The sequence below is a fragment of the Kitasatospora sp. NPDC058406 genome, from assembly GCF_042722765.1.
Taxonomy (GTDB): Bacteria; Actinomycetota; Actinomycetes; order Streptomycetales; family Streptomycetaceae; genus Kitasatospora.
Genome location: NZ_JBHXKE010000108.1, coordinates 1 through 17595 on the forward strand (window position 1 = coordinate 1; position 17595 = coordinate 17595).

At 74.4% G+C, this 17595-nt stretch carries 15 protein-coding genes; 8 read left to right on the top strand and 7 right to left on the bottom strand.

Translation table 11 applies throughout. From position 1 onward, the window contains the following. Positions 1 to 324: 324 nt before the first annotated feature. From tatA to ACFWOG_RS21740, 4 genes are all read right to left on the bottom strand, one after another. Positions 325 to 630 (bottom strand): Sec-independent protein translocase subunit TatA, encoded by a 306-nt coding sequence (gene tatA, locus ACFWOG_RS21725; protein ID WP_380360380.1) that lies wholly within the window; start codon positions 628 to 630, stop codon positions 325 to 327. 195 nt (positions 631 to 825) lie between these two features. Then, positions 826 to 1299 (bottom strand): YidH family protein, encoded by a 474-nt coding sequence (locus ACFWOG_RS21730; RefSeq protein WP_380360382.1) that lies wholly within the window; start codon positions 1297 to 1299, stop codon positions 826 to 828. A 198-nt stretch (positions 1300 to 1497) separates the two neighbouring features. Beyond that, the gene (locus ACFWOG_RS21735; protein ID WP_380360384.1) at positions 1498 to 2136 is read right to left on the bottom strand and encodes a class I SAM-dependent methyltransferase; all 639 of its coding nucleotides are present in this window, start codon (positions 2134 to 2136) and stop codon (positions 1498 to 1500) included. A gap of 195 nt (positions 2137 to 2331) precedes the next feature. After that, positions 2332 to 3855: an MFS transporter gene (locus ACFWOG_RS21740; protein WP_380360386.1), complete on the bottom strand. Its 1524-nt coding sequence runs from the start codon at positions 3853 to 3855 to the stop codon at positions 2332 to 2334. Between the two features lie 135 nt (positions 3856 to 3990). Between ACFWOG_RS21740 and ACFWOG_RS21745 the strand changes: the two genes are divergently transcribed. Then, the gene (locus ACFWOG_RS21745; RefSeq protein WP_329952344.1) at positions 3991 to 4626 is read left to right on the top strand and encodes a helix-turn-helix domain-containing protein; all 636 of its coding nucleotides are present in this window, start codon (positions 3991 to 3993) and stop codon (positions 4624 to 4626) included. A 15-nt stretch (positions 4627 to 4641) separates the two neighbouring features. Here ACFWOG_RS21745 and ACFWOG_RS21750 read toward each other — a convergent pair whose 3' ends face one another. Continuing rightward, complete coding sequence (locus ACFWOG_RS21750; protein ID WP_329885635.1) at positions 4642 to 4959, bottom strand: cupin; 318 nt, start codon at positions 4957 to 4959, stop codon at positions 4642 to 4644. Positions 4960 to 5143: 184 nt separating this feature from the next. Here ACFWOG_RS21750 and ACFWOG_RS21755 point away from each other — a divergent pair, with 184 nt between their 5' ends. Further along, positions 5144 to 5410 carry a hypothetical protein gene (locus ACFWOG_RS21755; RefSeq protein ID WP_329885634.1) on the top strand — a complete coding sequence of 89 codons (267 nt, stop codon included), beginning with the start codon at positions 5144 to 5146 and terminating at the stop codon, positions 5408 to 5410. 87 nt (positions 5411 to 5497) lie between these two features. Here ACFWOG_RS21755 and ACFWOG_RS21760 read toward each other — a convergent pair whose 3' ends face one another. Continuing rightward, on the bottom strand, positions 5498 to 6655 hold the full coding sequence (locus ACFWOG_RS21760) for an acyl-CoA dehydrogenase family protein (RefSeq protein ID WP_380360389.1): 1158 nt from the start codon (positions 6653 to 6655) through the stop codon (positions 5498 to 5500). Positions 6656 to 6986: 331 nt separating this feature from the next. Between ACFWOG_RS21760 and ACFWOG_RS21765 the strand changes: the two genes are divergently transcribed. Continuing rightward, entirely contained in the window at positions 6987 to 8162 is a 1176-nt protein-coding gene (locus ACFWOG_RS21765) for a TetR/AcrR family transcriptional regulator (protein WP_380360391.1), read from the top strand. A 61-nt stretch (positions 8163 to 8223) separates the two neighbouring features. Here the strand turns inward: ACFWOG_RS21765 and ACFWOG_RS21770 are convergent, their stop codons facing one another. Continuing rightward, positions 8224 to 8538, bottom strand: coding sequence for a hypothetical protein (locus ACFWOG_RS21770; RefSeq protein WP_380360393.1), 315 nt, complete (start codon positions 8536 to 8538; stop codon positions 8224 to 8226). A gap of 342 nt (positions 8539 to 8880) precedes the next feature. Between ACFWOG_RS21770 and ACFWOG_RS21775 the strand changes: the two genes are divergently transcribed. The 5 genes from ACFWOG_RS21775 (at position 8881) to ACFWOG_RS21795 (ending at position 17502) form a co-directional block, all read left to right on the top strand. After that, positions 8881 to 10893, top strand: a complete 2013-nt coding sequence (locus ACFWOG_RS21775) for an ATP-binding protein (RefSeq protein WP_380360395.1) — start codon at positions 8881 to 8883, stop codon at positions 10891 to 10893. A 170-nt stretch (positions 10894 to 11063) separates the two neighbouring features. Then, a complete protein-coding gene (locus ACFWOG_RS21780) occupies positions 11064 to 13421 on the top strand; it encodes a hypothetical protein (RefSeq protein WP_380360397.1) in 2358 nt (785 codons plus the stop codon). A 104-nt stretch (positions 13422 to 13525) separates the two neighbouring features. Beyond that, the gene (locus ACFWOG_RS21785; RefSeq protein WP_329952339.1) at positions 13526 to 14239 is read left to right on the top strand and encodes a VTT domain-containing protein; all 714 of its coding nucleotides are present in this window, start codon (positions 13526 to 13528) and stop codon (positions 14237 to 14239) included. Between the two features lie 234 nt (positions 14240 to 14473). Continuing rightward, positions 14474 to 16324: a threonine/serine exporter family protein gene (locus ACFWOG_RS21790; protein WP_329885627.1), complete on the top strand. Its 1851-nt coding sequence runs from the start codon at positions 14474 to 14476 to the stop codon at positions 16322 to 16324. Positions 16325 to 16413: 89 nt separating this feature from the next. Then, positions 16414 to 17502 carry a hypothetical protein gene (locus ACFWOG_RS21795; RefSeq protein ID WP_380360400.1) on the top strand — a complete coding sequence of 363 codons (1089 nt, stop codon included), beginning with the start codon at positions 16414 to 16416 and terminating at the stop codon, positions 17500 to 17502. Positions 17503 to 17595 lie beyond the last annotated feature (93 nt).

The window sequence follows — 17595 nt, forward strand, 5'->3', positions numbered from 1 at the left end:
GGTCACCGGGCGGTCGGACGCCCGGTGACCGGCCGCCGCGGGGCCGGTCGTCCGGTTGCCGGTCTCCCGGGGGAGGGGCGTCGGGCTGTCGGTCGCCGGGGGGTGGGGCGGGCCGGCCGGCGGGCTGCTGGTCGGGCTGATCGCCGGGGCGGTCGGCCGGCTCGTTCGTCGGCATCCCTCAACTCCGTTCCTCCGGTGGTGCATTTCAGGAGATAACGGATCAAGAGGGTCGGCCAGTCGGGTCGGCCACTCGGGCCAGACGGCCCCGGGCCAGGTGGTGGGGCCCGGACACGACGCTCGGACGGCCCGGGTACGGGGCCGGTCTCAGGCGGTGGTCGTGGACCGGGGCTGCTCGGTGGCCTTGGTCACGTGGGTCGGCGTGACGGCGGGCTGCGCCGGCTGGGCCGCGGGCTGGGCCGGTGCGGCAGTGCTCTGCGCGGTGCCCGGGGCGGCGTCGGGGGCGGGGGCGGGGGTGTCGTCCTCGCGCATCGCCTTCGTCTCCGCCTTGAGGATTCGCATCGACTTGCCGAGGCCGCGGGCCATCTCCGGCAGCTTCTTCGATCCGAACAGCAGGATTACGACAGCCAGCACCACGAGTACGTGCCAGGGCTCAAGACCGTTCCGCAGCATCCCTGGCCACCGGTCCCTTCTTGTCTAGAGGCGTCCGTCACAGTTGGGCAAAAGCGCCCGACCTGGCCAGTATGCCTGGCCGTACCGGCGAACGTATACACCGGCCGGGAAACGCTGGTCAAAAACCAGATGTTGCGGGAACGGCCCAGGGACAGTGGCCGGGGCGCGCCGGCGTGCCCGGACGCGCCGGTCCGGTCAGTCCGCGTAGCCGATGATCAACCCGCAGAACACCGCCGCCACCAGGGTCACCCCGACCGAGAGGACGAGCAGCGTCGGAGTCCTCGGCAGCGGGGAGCCGGTCCGTATCGCCGCCTCGACCTTCACCCACCGCCGGTACGCGGCGGCGCCGAGTGCCGCCCCGCCGAGCGCGCAGATCACGGCCAGTGCGATCCGCAGCGGTGCGGGTGCGACGTCGGGGGTGAGCTGGTCCACGGCGATGCCGCCGGCCAGCAGGCCGAGCGCGGTGCGGATCCAGGCGAGGAAGGTCCGCTCGTTGGCCAGGGTGAACCGGTAGTCGGGCGCCTGGCCGCCCGCCGCTCCGGTGGGGGTCGGCCCGTCGTCCAGGTCGTCGCCCGGCCCGTCGTCCAGGTCGTCGGCGGACCCTCCGTCCGCCGGACGGTCCGCCGGACGGTGCGGTGGACGGACCGGCGGCTCCTCCGGCTGCGGCATCGGGCCTCCGTTCCGCGCCGCACGTTGGCCGGTTCCGGACCGTGGCCCCGACCGTGCGCGGCCGTGGCGGGCGCTCCCCGCCGACCCTAGGACGGGCGCTGCCCCGCCGCAGCTCGGGCGGCGGCCGACAGCGGCGACGGCCGAAACCGGCGACGGCCGGCCCGGGTGGCCGGTCCGGTCACCCGCGATCGGCCCCGGTCAGTCGCGGCGGGCTAGCAGGTAGCCCCGGCGGGTCTCCGCCTCCAGCGGGTAGGGGCCGCGTTCCAGCCGGGCCGTCACCGTGAACCCGGCCTCGGTCAGCAACCCGGCGACGGCCTCCGGATCCAGGAAGTGGAAGTCGACGTCGACCGGGTGCCCCCACCACTCGTCCAGCCGTCGCACCTCGCTGCCGAGGTGGAACGCGACCAGCAGCACGCCGGACGGCCGCAGCACCCGCCGCATCTCCCGGAAGGCGGGCCGCAGCTCGGCCGCCTCCAGGTGGATCACGGAGTAGAGCGCCACCCCGGCGGCGAACTCGCCGTCGGCCGCCGGCAGTCGCAGCAGGTCCCCGACCCGGAACTCCGCCCCGGGGTGGTCCCGCCGTGCGACCGCCACCATGGCCGGCGAGAGGTCCACCCCCACCGCCGTCACGCCGTGTTCGGCCAGCCACCCGGTGACGTGTCCGGGGCCGCAGCCCAGATCCGCGACCGCGCCGCCCGCGGCCTCCTCGACCACCGCTCCCAGCAGCGCCCGGTCCATCACCTTGTACGCGAGCTCGCCCCCGATCCGCTCCCGGTACTCCTCCGCGACGGCGTCGTAACTCGCCCGTACCCGACCGTGGTTCACCTCGTCCGACATGGCGGCAGCCTGGCACATCCGTTCGGCCGGGTGCACCCGGACGGCCTCCGGCCCCGGCTCCGGCCCCGGGGCGGGCGCGGCGACGGCGGGTGCGGCGACGGCGAGAGCCCCCGTCCCGGGTGACCGGGCGGGGGCTCCTGATGACGCGCGTGCGGGTGGATCGGTGCCGGTCGGTGCCGGTCGGTGCCGGCGGTGTCAGACGGCGGGGCGGGCCGGAAGGTGACGCATCAGGCGGTAGGCGAGGAAGGAGGCGGCGACCGCGAAGAGCAGGCCGACCACGGCGGCGACGTGCAGGCCGTCGGTGAAGGCGACGCGGGCGGTGTCGAGGAGGTCGGTGCCGAGCCGGCCGGGGAGGCGGGCGGCCACGGTGACCGCACCGCCGAGGGTGTCCCGAGCGGTGTCGGCGGCGGCGCCGTCCAGACCGTCGGGGAGGGTGCCCTCCAGACGGGAGCGGTAGACCGCGGCACCGGCCGCGCCGAGCAGCGCGATGCCGAGGGAGCTGCCGAGTTCGACGGCGGTCTCGGAGGTGGCGGAGGCGGCACCGGCCTGGTCGACGGGGGCGGCCGTGACCACCATCTCGGCGGTGAGGGTCATGGTGCCGACGGTGCCGGCGGCCAGTACGCCCGCTGCGGTGAGGACGAGGGCGAGCGGGGAGTCCGCGCCGACCTGCGTCATCATCCCGAAGCCGGCCGCGCCGATCAGGAAGCCGCCGGCCATCAGGACCGCCGGGCGGACCTTGCCGGCCAGCGCCGAGCTCACGCCGACGGCCGCGCCGACGCCCACGCTGGGGACGAGCGACCAGAGCGAGGCGGTCAGCGGGCTCATGCCCTTGACCAGCTGCAGGTACTGGGAGGTGAAGAGCGTGAAGCCCATCATCGCGAACATCGCGACGGTGTTGACGCCGATCGCCCCGCTGAAGGCGCGGATCCGGAAGAGGCTCAGGTCGAGCAGCGGGTTGGCGGCGGTGCGCTGGCGCCGGTAGAAGGCGCCGGCGAGGAGCAGACCGGCGGGGACGGCGAGGACGGGGAGCGGGCTCCAGCCGTCCACCGCGATCGTCTTGACCCCGTAGACCAGCGGCAGCACGGCCGCGAGCGAGAGCGCCGCACCGGACAGGTCGAAGCGGCCGTGCCGGGGGGAGCGGTACTCGGGCAGCAGGGCGGGCGCGGCCAGCAGGACCAGGGCCATGGCCGGGACGGCGAGCAGGAAGGCGGAGCCCCACCAGAAGTGGTCCAGCAGCAGGCCGCCGGCGACCGGGCCGAGGGTGGCGCCGGTGGTGAGGATGCCGCCCCAGGCGCCGAGGGCGATCTGGCGCTGCTTGGGGTCGTGGAACATGTTCCGGATCAGCGCGAGGGTCGACGGCATCACGGTGGCCCCGGCCACGCCGAGCAGGGCGCGGGCGGCGATCAACTGGCCGGCGCCGTCCGCGTAGGCGGCGAGCAGCGAGGCGCCGATGAAACCGGCGGCGCCGATCATCAGCAGCCGGCGGCGGCCGATCCGGTCTCCCAGCGCTCCCATCGTGAGGAGCAGCCCGGCGAGCAGGAACGAGTACATGTCCATGATCCACAGCTGCTCGGTGCCGCTCGGCGCCAGCGTGGTGGAGATGTAGGGGACGGCGAAGAAGAGTACGCCCATGTCCATGGTCAGGACGAGGGTCGGGAGCAGGAGGACGGTGAGCCCGATCCATTCGCGGCGGCCTGCGCGGCCGGTGGTTGCGGTCATGGGGACGACAGTACGGACGTGTCAGACGCTTGTCTAGTACGTTCGTCTCAATCACTTGTCCAAGACGTGCGAGTCAGACGAGCGAGCCAGACACTCGTGCAAGACATCCGTCCAGGAGGGACGTAGCATCGGGGCATGGGAAATCGCGAGGACCTGATGGCCGGCGCCAAGCGCTGCCTGTACGAGAAGGGCTACGGGCGCACCACCGCCCGGGACATCGCCGCCGCGGGCGGCGTCAGCCTGGCGGCCATCGGCTACCACTTCGGCTCCAAGGAGGCGCTGCTCAACGCGGCGCTGATCGAGGCGACGGGCGAGTGGGGTGCCCGGCTGGCCGCCGTGGTGGAACGGGCCAACAGCGCGTCGGACGACCCGGAGGAGCGGTTCGTCGCCGTCTGGGACGGCGTGAAGGAGACCGTCGCCGAGCACCGCGGCCTCTGGGCCGCGCAGTTCGAGGCGATGGTGCAGGTGGAGCGGGTGCCGGAGCTGCGGGACGCGCTCGCCGATGCGCAGCGGCGCGGACGGCTCGGACTGTCCGCGCTGTTCCAGGGGCTGACCGAGGTGCCGGACACCGAGGAGGAGATGGCCCGCGGCGTCTTCTACCAGGCCCTGCTGGTGGGCATGGCCGGGCAGTGGCTGGCCGCTCCGGAACTCGCCCCCGGCGGCCGGGACTTCCTGCGCGGACTGGAGCTGGTCGGCGGTTCGGTCCTCAGGGGCGGGGCAGGCCCGGGCCGGCACGGCCCCGCCGCGGCCCCGGGCGGACCTGCCGACTGACCGTCCTGCCGGTGGTCAGACGGTGACGGCCGTCAGCAGTACCACCGAGTCGATGTGGGCCAGCAGCCCGTGCCGCTCCTGCGGCACGGGGTGCAGCTGGCCCGCCGAGAGTTCCACCCGCCGTCCGCTGATGGTCAGCGAGACGCGGCCGCGGAGGACCTGGAGGCTGGCGGCGGTCGGCGCGTTGTGCTCGTCCAGTGCGGTGCCGGCGGTCAACGCGATCACGGTCTGCCGCAGGACGCCGTCGTGCAGCACGAGGTGGGCACTGCGCCCGTGCGGGCTCTCGGCGGCGAGCGCCGCGTGCTCCGCGACGAGCTGTTCGAGATCGATCATCACGCGTCCTCCTGCGGCGGGCGTGCCGGGGTCCGGCGGGCGTGCCGGGGGACCGGGCAGTGCCCGTCCCCTCCGGCCCAGCGTCGCGGACGCGCCGGGCGCCCGCACCCGGAGAGCCGCCGGGTCGTCACCGTACGGGACCACTCGGGGTGCGGAGGCCGTCGGCTGCACCCATGGTGGAGGCATGGTGACCAACGAGCGTTTTCTCAGCGGATTCCAGGTCAACCGCTCGCTGCTGGCCGGCGGCGCGGTGCTCACGGGCATCGGCGCGCTGCTCGGGGCGGCCGGAGCGGTGATGGTGTGTGCGGCGCTGGCCACGGCCGGCCGCACCTGGGTGCGGGGTCTGGAGACCCCGCCGACCGCGCTGGCCCAACGGGCGCTGCGCGAGGCCAAGGTGGCCTCGGCGGCCGGCTGGGAGGCGTGGCGCACCGAGCACCATTCGCCCAACTGAGCCGGGCAGGCCGGGTGGATCGCGGCCCGGGCGGGCCGGGCGGGCCGGGTGTCCGGCCTGCGCCCGGTTCCGCCGGGCCCGGCCCGGCTACAGCCCGAGTGACTTGGCGACGATGCTGCGCATGACCTCGCTGGTCCCGCCGTAGATCCGGAAGACCCGGTTGTCCGTGTAGAGCCGGGCGATCGGGTATTCCAGGATGTACCCGTAACCGCCGTGCAGCTGAAGGCACTTGTCGATCACGACGGACGCCGACTCGGTGCAGAACAGCTTGGCCGCCGCCGCGTCCGCGACGGTCAGCTCGCCGTCCTGGTACAGCTCCAGCGCGCGGTCGACCATCGACTGCTGCGCCACCACCTGGGCCTCGCAGTCGGCCAGCGTGAACTTGGTGTTCTGGAACTCGGCGACCGCCTTGCCGAACACCTTGCGGTCCTTGACGTACTGCACCGCGAACCGCACCGCCGCCGCGGCGGCCGCGTACGCGCCGACCGCGATCGCCAGCCGCTCCTGGACCAGGTTGTGGGTCAGGTACGCGAACGCCCGGCCCTCCTCGCCGAGCAGGTTCTCCACCGGTACCTTGACGTCGCTGAACGCCAACTCGGCGGTGTCCGAGGTGCGCAGGCCGATCTTCTCCAGCTTGCGGCCGACGCTGTAGCCGGGGGTGTCGGTGTCCACGCAGAGGATGGAGAGGCCGGCCCGGCGGTTCTCCGGGTCGTACGGGGCGGTGCGGCACACCACCAGGACGAGGTCGGCGAGGACGCCGCCGGTGATGAAGGTCTTGGCGCCGTTGAGGACGTAGTGGGTGCCGTCCTCGGAGAGCCGGGCGGTGGTGGCGATCCCGGCGAGGTCGGAGCCGGCTCCCGGTTCGGTCATGGCGATGGCGGTCATGATGTCGCCGGAGACGAAGCCGGGCAGCCATCGGCCCTTCTGCTCCTCGGTCGCGTACTCCAGCAGGTAGGGGAGGACGAGGCCGGTGTGCACGCCGGAGGAGCCGAAGCTCACACCCGCCCGGGCGGTCTCCTCGGCGACCACCGCCTGGAACTTGAACCCGCTCTCGCCGGCGCCGCCGTACTCCTCGGGCACCTCGATGCCGTAGACGCCGAGTTCGCCGAGCTTGCGGTAGAAGTCGCGCGGCGGGTGGCCCGCGGCCTCCCAGCTCTCGTAGACGGGGACGACCTCGTTGGCGATGAAGTCCCGGATGGTCTCCCGGAAGGCCTCGTGGTCCTCGGTGAACACGGTGCGGCGCACGACGGCGCTCCCTTCGGTGGGCCGGATGCTGCGGGGCCGGGCGCCGATGGGTCGGGTGGCCCGGTGATCGCCCCACAAGTTAATCCCCGGTAGCTTCGACTGTCCAGGGTCGGCGTGGGGCCGGAACGGGAGCGTCCGACCCGCTTCCGGGGCCGGAGGCGCGGGGCCGGGGGCGGCCGGAAGTGAATCCCTGCTAGCCTCCCCGGTCGAGGTCGAACGACCGTCCGAACGTCTGGCCGTTCGTCCGTCCGTCCGTCAGACAGACAGACAGACCGACCGGGCCGGAGTGGCGCCGGGCAGTGCGGGGAGGCGGGGAGGGCGGGAGGCCGTGGTGGTGCGACGACCGCCCGCCCGCGCCCGGCAGGCGCAGATCCTGGCCGTGGCCGCGGAGCGGTTCCACCGTGACGGCTACCACCGGGTCTCGATGGCGGAGGTCGCCGCCGGGGTGGGCATCACCGCTCCCGCGCTCTACCGGCACTTCCGGAGCAAGTCCGAACTGCTCGACCGCGCCGTCCGGGTGGGCCTCGACGCACTGGCCGAGGGGGTCCGCGCCGCGGACTCGACGGCCTCCCTGGGCGCCGCGCTGGCCGCCGTCGCGGTCGGGCACCGGTCGCTGGGCACGCTGGTGCAGCGGGACGCCCGACTGCTGCCGCCGCACCGGCGGGTGGCGCTCCGCCGTGAACTCCGTGCGGTCGTCGTGCGGATGGTCGTCGTGCTCCGCGCCGGGCGTCCCGAACTCGCCGCCGGCGATGCCGAGGTGATCTGCTGGTCGGCACTGTCGGCCGGGGCCGGGCTGTCCTACCTGTCGGCCGCCCCGCAGCCGCGCCGGGCCGAGCGGCTGCTCCGCGACCTGCTCGGGGCGGTGCTGGCGGTCCGGCTGGACGCTGCCGCGGCCGGGCCGCGGCCGGCTGCTCCCCGTCCGCCCGGCGGCGCGGGCGGGGCGGGGCCGCAGCCGCGCCGCGAGGAGCTGCTGGCCGCGGCCGTCCGGCTGTTCCACCGGCGCGGGTTCGACAACGTCAGCACCGACCTGCTCGGCGCCGCCGCGGGCATCTCGGGCCCCAGCGTGTACCGGCACTTCGACAGCAAGGCGCAACTGCTGGCGGTGGCGCTGGTGCGCGGCCGGGAGCGGTTGTGGCACGAGGTGGGGGGCGCGATCGCGGCCGCACCGGGCGGGCCGGAGGCTGAGCTGGTGGCGGGCCTGGCCGCCTACGTGGGTTTCGCGCTGGGCAACGGGGACTACCTGGGCGTGATGCTGAGCGAGACCGAGCGGCTGGCGCCGACGGACCGGCGGGCGGCGGTCGACTTCCGGCGTGACTTCCTGCGGACCTGGGTCGACCTGCTCGGCCGGGTCCGACCGGAGGAGGACGCGGTGACCGCGCGGATCCGGGTGCACGCGCTGTTCTCGCTGGTCAACGACGGTGTGCGGAACCGTCCGTCCGGTGCGCGTCCGGATCTCGACGACTGCCTGGTGCGGCTGGGCCGGGCCGTCCTGGGGCTCGGCCCCTGAGTCGGGCCGGGCGCGGCGCCGGCCTCGGCACGGGCCGGTGTGCCCGGGGGAGGAGTGCCGATCAGCCGCCGAAGTGCGGGGCGATCAGGGCGGCGAGGTTGCCATTGCCCTGCAGGGCGCCGACGTTCCCGGAGTTGCCGGCCACGGCGAGGCCGTTGTTCTGGTTGCTGGCGCCGGACCCGGTGGCCGTCTGCTGGGTCGTGACCACGTTGCCGTGGACGTTGCCGATGATGTTGTTGGAGCCGGTGTTGTTCACCACGCTGCTGTTGGAGTGGTGGTCCGCGCCGGCGCCGTTGTCGGCGTGGGCGGTGCCGATGCCGGCGAGGAGGAAGGCCCCGAGGGCGGTGACGGCGGCGGCTGCGCGGATACGGGACACGGTGGTCTCCTGAGGGTGGAGTGCGAATGGTGGCGCGTTCCGGAGTGGCCGCTCCGAAGCGCCGTTGCCTGACGTCGCACGACCAGCATTCACCAGCACCGCGGACGAACTCCACCGAATGGGTGGCAATTCGCCCGATGGTGTCATCTGACGGGCATTTCCGCGCTCTTCGTCAGGGCGTCGACGGTTGCCGGCCGATCCTTTAACTCGCTTTCAGATGGCGGCAGTTGTAAGGACGTCGAACCGATCCGTTGACGCCCGGATGTCAACTCGGGGTTGACCGGGCCCCTTTCCCTAGAAAGAAATGGTCGCCGGATAGTCGCACTGGCACACTGGGGACCCATGTCTGAAGGTCTCCCGCCCGACCATGCCCCCGCCGAGGATCTGCGTACGACCGAGGTCGATCTCGGCGGACTGGTGAACGTCCTCGCCACCCACCTCTACTCCACCCCGCTGGTCGCCCTGCGGGAACTCGTCCAGAACGCCCACGACTCGCACACCCGGCGCCGGCTGGAGGACCCGGCCGGCGGCCACCGCCCGCTGATCCGGGTGCGCGCGGACGCCGGCCGCCGGACCGTCGGCATCGAGGACACCGGGGCCGGGCTGACCGAACCGGAGATCCACGCCTACCTGGCCACCGTCGGCACCGGCTACACCCGGATGCTGCGCGAACTCACCGGCAACCAGGAGCTGATCGGCGCCTTCGGCCTCGGCTTCCTCTCCGCCTTCTCGGTGGCCGACGAGGTCACCGTCACCACCACCTCGCACCGCGAACCGCGACGCGGTCACCGCTACCGCAGCCGGGGCGGCGAGCAGTACAGCGTCGAACCGGTGCCCGCCAGGCCGGTTCCAGGCACCCTGGTCGAGCTCGCGCTGAAGGCCGAACACGCCCACCTCGCCGACGAGTCCACGCTCCGCGAGGTGCTCGGCAGGTACTGCGTACTGCTGCCCGTCCCGGTCTACGTCGGCGACGACGAGCGGCCGGTCAACGACGTCCCGGTGCCCTGGCGGCAGGACGGCCCTGCCGGCGGGGACGGCAGCGGCGGCGGCCCTGCCGCGGACGGCGGGAGCGCGACCGGCCGGTCCGACGGCAGGACGGCCGGCGGTGACGGGTACGCCGCCCGGATGCGGTTCGCCACCGCCTTCGGCCGCCGCTTCGAACCGCTCACGGCCTTCCCGGTCCGTCCCGTCGACGGCGATCCCGCCGAGGGCGGCACCGACGCCGTCGGCCTGCTCTGGGTCCAGGACGGCGGCACCTACGGCAGCAGCGACAACCGCGATCTCGCCGTCTACCTGCGCGGCATGCTGCTCACCGAGGACGCCCGCGACCTGCTGCCCGGCTGGGCGGGGTTCATCGGCGGGGTGGTCGAGTCCAACCGGCTGACCCCGACCGCCAGCCGCGAGGACCTCCAGCGCGACGACCACTACCGCGCCCTCCAGCGGGCGCTCACCGACGCGGTGGTGGACGGGCTCTACGAGACCGCCCGGCTGCGGCCGGCCGTCTGGCGCCGGATCCTCGCCCGGCACGGCCAGGACCTGCTCGGCGCCGCGCTCTGCGACGAGCGGCTGTTCACCCTGCTCGCCGACGACGTCCCGGTGCCCACCTCCCAGGGCGACCTCACGGCCGGGGCGCTCCGGGCGGCCGGCGGGGGCGCGGTGCACGTCGCGCTCGGCTCCGGCGGTGGCTTCGAGGAGATGCTCTACCGCGCCATGCAGGTGCCGATCGCCCGCGGCGACCGCTACGCGGTGCTGCCCTTCCTGCGCCGCTACGCCGGGTTGCGGGACTGCCGGCTGGTCGAACTCGGCAGCGAGAGCGGCAACCGCGAGCTGTTCCGCGACCCGGAGCGCCCGCTCCCCGCGGACGAGAGCGGCTGGCTGGCCGCCGCCCTCACCGATCCGGGCGAGCAGCTCGTCCCGGCTCGGTTCGACCCGGCCGGGCTGCCGCTCGTCCTGGTGCCGGACCGGGAGGCCGAACTGAAGGCCCGGATCGAGGACGACCAGGCCGACGCCCGGATCCCGTCCGCCGCGCTCCGGCTGGCCAGGTCGTTCACCGCCCGCACCGACGGCGAGGTCAAGGCCCGGCTCTACCTCAACCTGGCCTGCCCGGCCGTCCAGGACCTGCTCACCGCCTACCGGGCCGGTCACACCGGCAGCGCCACCGCCGCCGGGCTGCTCCGCTCGCTCAAGGTGATCATGGCCGCCGCCTCGTCCGGCGCCGCGCCGGGCGGCGCGTCCGGCGACCTCACCGCCGCGCTCGGCGGGATCGGCACCGCGGTCTCCGCACTGACCGCGGCCGTCCCGCCCGGCCTGCCCGCCGTCCCGGACACCCTCGACGGACTCGCCGGGGAGGGCTGACGGGTGGATCCCGCCGGCACCCCGCCGCCTGCCGTACCCGCCTCGGCCGCGCCCGCCGCGCCCGCGCTCGGCCCGTCGGCGGAAGCACCGTCAGTGAACGACTTGTCAGTGGCGACCGCCACACTGCCCACCAGGACGACGCACCACCCGCAGGGGGAGACGGAAGCGGTATGAGCACCGACATCTGGGCCTGGGTCCACGACACCCACCGCCGCCTGGCCGAGGCCGGCCACCACCGGCTGGCCGACGCCATCTACGAGCTCCCCGGCCACGCCAACGAGGGGCGGAACGAGCAGCTCGACGCCGTCTACCCCGAGGCGGTCGCCGCCGCCCGGGCCCTCGACCTGCCCTGGGTCGAGGTCTACCTGCGGCACTGGCGGATGCAGAACCTGCTGAACAAGCGGCACCAGGGCGAACAGGCGCTGCCCGAGGCGGTCGACCTGCTGGAGTTCGCGCACCGCGAGCAGACGGCCGGCTGCCCGCAGTCCGTCTGCGTGGTGCAGGACTTCGCGATCTGCCACGCCCGGGTCGACGGCCCCGGCTACGTGCCCGAGCGGCTCGCCGTGCTCAGCGAGACCCTGGAGCGGATCGAGCCGGCCCGGGCCTGCTTCGACTGCCTCTCCCGGGAGTACTCGGACGCCCTGGAGGACGACGGTCGCCCCGCCGAGGCGCTGACCTACCTGGACGCCGCCGCCGGCCGGATGCGTGCGTCCGGCCAGCAGCTCTCGCTCCACTTCCACCACGCCCGCGCCGGGACCCTGCACCTGCTCGGCCGGCACGAGGAGGTGCTCGCCCTCCTCGACACCGCCGAACAGGCCGAGCGCGCCCGCGGCCGGGAGGTCGACGAGAGCGACCGGCGCTGGGGCGCCCTGCTGCGGGCCCGCGCCCTGGCCTCGCTCGGTCGCACCGACGAGGCCACCGGCCTCCTGCCCGGCGCGGCCGAGGCGGAGCGTCACGCCGACCTCCGGCCGGCCTGGACCACCACCGTCGAGCTGCTGGTCGCCGCCGGCGCCCGGGAGAACGACGCCGAGCTGGGCATCACGCTGGCCGGCTGGGTCGGCTACCTCGACGGCACCGGCTCGCACCGGCCGTGCGTCGACCTGCTGCTCGCCGCCGGACGGCTGGCGCTGGCCCGCGGCGCCCGGACGGTCGCACTCACGCTCGCCGCCACCGGCGAGCGCAAGCTCGGCGCGCTGCGCCGCCGGGACGGCGTCGCCGAGCAGGTCGCGGAGCTCCGGGCGGCCGCCGAGGCGCTGCCCCGTCCCGGGCTGCCGGTCCCGGCGGAGGACCTGCCCGGCCACCTCGCCGAGGGCGGGGTGCCGTTCGAGACCGGCGCCGACCTGCTCTCCGTCGCCCTGGACCAGTACCGGGGCGAGCCGTCCGGCGCCACCGCGCTGGTCCTCCTGCAGGCCGGGGTGCTGGGCGGCCTCGGCCACCCGAGGGCCGCCGCCGACCTGCTCTGGCGGCAGCTGGACGCCGACCCGGCGGGCGAGGAACTGCCCGGCACGCTCGGCGCCTTCCTGATCGAGGCCGGCGACGCCGAGGGGGTGCGCCGGCTCGCCGACCGGCTGGCGGAGACCAGCCCGGCCGACGGCCACTGGGTCCGGGCCCGCTGGGCCGCCGCCGAGGGGCGCTGGGCCGAGGTGGTGGAGCAGTGCGAGGCGATCCTGGCGGCGCAGCCGGACCGGATCAACACCCGTCGGCTGGCCGCCGGCGCCGCCACCGAGCTGGGCGACCACATCGCCGCGCAGCGCTTCTACCAGGACCTCCTGGTCCATGCGCTGCCCGCGGACACCGCGTCCGAGGAGGAGCTGCACCGGACGGTCCGGCCGGCCGACCTCTGGCACCTGATCACCGCCGCCACCGCCAACCGGGACTGGACGGTGGTCCGTTCCGCCGGCGCCCGGCTCGGCATCGAGTTCGACGAGCCCGAGGGCCCGGTGGACGAGGAGTGGCAGATCGTCACCGTCCGGGCCGGTCGGCGGGACGGCTCCACCGCGGACCTGCCCGCCGTCCGGACCGGGCCGGCCACCGCCCGGATCCTCCCGGTGCTCGGTGACGAGGTGCCGCTCAACCACGGCGACGTGGTGGTCTTCGCCCCCGCCCCGTTGGAGGAGCCGCCCGCCGAGTCCGCCCCGGAGGAGGAGCGGCGTGGCCGGCCGCCAGTGTTCGCCCTGCTCACTCTGCTCGACCCGGCCGGCTACACCACCTACTGGGTGGACGGCGGCTGGCCGGGCGACGAGGCGTGGGCCGAGCTGCGCGAGAAGCTGCGGGGCGAGGGCTACGCGGTCTGGGCGTACAGCGGCGACCAGTACACCATCACCGACCCGGCCGACGAGGACGCCGTGCTGCCCGGGATCTACGCGGCCCTCGCGGTGCCGCCCACCGCGCACGCCGCCGACGCCGACGCGCTGCTGCACCGGTTCACCGACTCCTGGCCGCACCCGCTGGCCTGGCTGGAGCTGGCCGAGGCGGCGGGTGCGGACACCGCCGCGCACCGGGAGGTGATCGAGCGGTACGGGCTGTAGTCCGGAGCCCCTGCGGCCACGGGGCGGACCTGACGGTAGGGGGAGTTCTTGGTGAATGCTTTACTGTTTCATTGCCAAGAGTCGACCCTTCAGGAGTCCGCCCCGTGACCAGCCTCGCCCTCGGCCCGTCCTGGCTCGATCCGACCTACCTGATCTCCACCTTCGAGCTGATCGGCATCCTCGCGATCGTCTTCGCCGAGTCCGGCCTGCTGATCGGCTTCTTCCTCCCCGGGGACTCGCTGCTCTTCACCGCCGGCCTGCTGGTCGCCGGCGACACCTACCTGCAGCAGCCGCTCTGGCTGGTCTGCTCGCTGATCGTGGTCGCCGCGGTGGCGGGGGACCAGGTCGGCTACCTGTTCGGCCGGAAGGTCGGACCGAGCCTGTTCCGGCGCCCCGACTCGCGGCTGTTCAAGCAGGAGAACGTGGAGAAGGCGGCTGCCTTCTTCGACCGGCACGGGCCCAAGGCGATCGTGCTGGCCCGCTTCGTGCCGATCGTCCGGACCTTCACCCCGATCGTCGCCGGGGTGAGCAGGATGAACTACCGCACCTTCGTCCTCTTCAACGTCATCGGCGGCGTGCTCTGGGGCGGCGGCGTCACCGTGCTCGGGTACTTCCTCGGGCAGATCCCGTTCGTCCGGGAGCACATCGAGGCGATCCTGATCGGCATCGTGCTGTTCTCGGTCGTCCCCGTGGCCGTCGAACTGCTCCGCGCCCGCCGGTCCCGGCCGTCCGCCGGGCCGGTGCCGTCCGCCGCGCAGGCAGGGTCCGCCGAGCACGCCCCGCCGGTGTCGGCCGGCGGCCGACACCGCGCCCGGTAGCACCCCGCGCCCGGCCGCGCACCCGCCGCCGCCGCGCCGCCGCCCTGCCGCTCCCGCCGCCAGCCGCCGCACCACCCCGCCTCGTGCGCCCACCCCGCCGGGGAGGAGCCCGGGCGGGGCCGTGCTCGCCGCCGCGTACATGTGCGTCCGGCAGTTCGATCAGGCAAGGTGTATCCGGAGATCGAACGGCGGCCCGGGGTGGCCCGGCGCCGTCAGGGGCGGCAAGGAGTGGAAGTGCCTAAGCGGGGCCGGTCGGGTGGCGGCAAGAGGGCCAGGGGCGGCCGAGCGGCCCGGCCCCAGCGGCAGGCCCGTCCGGCGCCCGGGGCGCAGCCGGTCCACCCGTCGGAGGCGCCGCCCACGGAAGGACTGCTCGGTCACCCCGCTCCCGTCGCCGAGCACACCGTGCTGGTGCCGTTCCTCCTGCCGGCCCCCGAGACCAAGGGCCTGCTGACGCCCGAGCCGGAGCCCGCACCGGAGCCCGAGCCGGAGCCCCTTCCCGAGCCGGAGCCCGGACCCGAGCCCCTCCCCGGGCCGGACCAGCCGCGGGCCGCGGCGTACCGCCGGCGTCCGGGTGCCGAGGACACCCTCACCCCCGAGGAGTGGCGCGCCGCCGGCTACACGCCGCCCACCGGCGTCGCCGTCCCCGCGCTCATGCCCGGAGCCCCGGGCGAGGCACCCTGGCCGGACCGGATGCGCACCCTGCTGCGCATCCCGATGTCCGAGCGCCCGTCCTTCGAGCGGACCGCCCGCGAGCTGCACCCCTCCGCCGGCCGCAACGTCCCCCGCATCCTCGACCTGACGCTCCGTATCGGCGAGCTGCTGCTCGCCAGCGGCGAGGCCGCCGAGGACGTCGAGGCGGCCATGCTCGGCATCGCGCACGCCTACCGGCTGGACCGCTGCGAGCCGCAGGTCACCTTCACCCTGATCGGCATCTCGCACCAGCCGTCGCTGGTCGAGCCGCCGATCACCGCCGACCGCGTGGTCCGCCGCCGGACCTCCGACTACACCCGGCTCAACGCGGTGTACGAGCTGGTCGCCGACATCACCGCCGAGAAGGTGAGCGTCAACGACGCGTACCGCAGGCTGGCGCTGATCCGCCGCAACCGGCACCCGTACCCGGCCTGGCTGCTCGCGCTGAACACCGGTCTGCTGGCCGGCGCGGCGACCTTCCTGGTCGGCGGGCGGATCGACGACAAGGCCTGGCTGGTCTTCATCAGCGCCTTCGTCGCCGCCGTGCTGGGTGACCGGATGGCCTCGACGATCGCCCGCCGCGGGCTGCCGGAGTTCTACCAGTTCGTGCTGGCCGCGATGCCGGCCGCCGCCTCCGGCCTCATCCTCTCCTTCAACGACCTGGGCCTGCGGGGATCCGTGGTGATCACCGGTGGGCTGTTCGCCCTGCTGCCCGGCCGGGCCCTGGTCGCCGCCGTCCAGGACGGTCTGACCGGCTTCTACATCACCGCAGCGGCCCGGCTGCTGGAGGTGATCTACCTGGTGGCGGGCATCGTCATCGGCGTGATGCTGATCCTGTACCTCGGGGTCGGGTTCCAGGCCAAGCTCCGGCCGGACGAGTCGCTGGTCGGGGTCAACTACCCGCCGGTCCAGATGATCGCCGCGCTGGTGCTGACGCTGGCCTTCGCGATGCTGCTGCAGACCGACCGCCGCTCGCTCGCCCTGGTCACCCTGAACAGCGGCATCGGCTGGGCCAGCTACGGCGTGCTGGTCTACAACGCCGCCATCTCGCCGATCGTCGCGACCGGCGTGGCGGCCGGCCTGGTCGGCCTCTTCGGGCAGCTGATGGCCCGCTACCGCAACGGCTCCGCGCTGCCGTACGTGACCGCCGCGATCGGGCCGCTGATGCCCGGCTCGGCGCTCTACCTCGGCATGCTCTCCTTCGCCCAGGGGCACGCGAGCGGGGGTCTGGTCCAGATCACCCGGGCCGCCGCGATCGCCCTGGCGCTGGCGATCGGGGTGAACCTGGGCGGTGAGATCGCCCGTCTCTTCATGAAGCTGCCGGTCGGTGTCGAGCGGCCGTCGCTGGCCCCGGTCGTCCCCCGGCGGGCGGCCAAGCGCACGCGGGGCTTCTGACGCCCCCACGGGCACGGGTTCGGACGCCGTTGGCCCCCGGGCCATGTCGTGGCAGAGCGGACGCAGTACCAGGAACGAAGGTAAGACGCATGACCACACTGCTGGACGGCTACCGCGACCACATCGTCGCCACGCACAAGCAACCGCTGCTCCTGCTGCTGGTCGGGTTCATCACGTCCTTCGTCTTCATCCGGTTCAGCGTGCGGATGATCAGGGCCCAGGTGCGCTGGTGGCCCGGCAACGTGACCCCCGGTGGGCTCCACATCCACCACATGGTGTTCGGTCTCGGCTTCCTGCTGGCCGGGGGGATCGGGGTGTTCGCCACCTACGGCGGGCACCCGTGGATCGACGTCTTCGGGCTGCTCTTCGGCATCGGCTGCGGTCTGGTGCTGGACGAGTTCGCGCTGATCCTGCACCTCGACGACGTGTACTGGAGCGAGCAGGGCCGCAAGTCGGTGGACGCGGTGATCTTCGGGATCCTCTTCACCGGCCTGCTGCTCATCGGGTACGTGCCGCTGGGTGTGGTCCCCGGCGAGGAGACCAGGTGGGGGCTGGTCACCGTGATCTCGATCAACGCGCTGGCCTCGATCGTGACCCTCCTCAAGGGCAAGGTGTGGACCGGTCTGCTCGGGATCATGGTGCCGGGCCTCTCCTGGATCGGTGCGATCCGGCTGGGGCGGCCGAGCAGTCCTTGGGCGCGCTGGCGCTACGCCACGCGCCCGCGCCGACGGGCGCGTGCGCTCCGGCGCGAGCGCCGACTGCACCGGCGTGCGGACGTCGCCCGCACCTGGCTTTTCGACCTGATCGCGGGCGCCCCCGACAAGGTGCCGGCGAACCATCCCGCCGCGCACCGGGTGGCCGAGCGGATGGCCGCCCGGGCCAGTGCCCACCTCGACGCGCACACCGCCCGGGCACTGGCCCGCCGGTCCGCCCGGCTGGCCGACCGCCGCTCGGCGGCGGGCGCGGCGGAGCACGGGGCCGGAGGCCGGGGGGCCGGCGGCTTCGGCGGGTACGGCGCTCCGGCGGACCCGCCGGGCCGGGAGGGCGGCGCGCGGCAGCGCCGGCGCACCGTCCGGGCCGGCCGCAGCCGGACGTACGCGGCCCGTCCGACCGGTCTGGAGGCCCGGCCCGACCGCCCGCGCCGGCTGCGGACGCACACGCCACGGATCCGCCGGTAGTGCGTGTACCTTGCGTTGGAGCAGGTCCGAGGCCATCGGGTCGGGGCCAATGTCCGGTCAGATCATCCGATAGTCACCCGGCCGGCGGGTGCG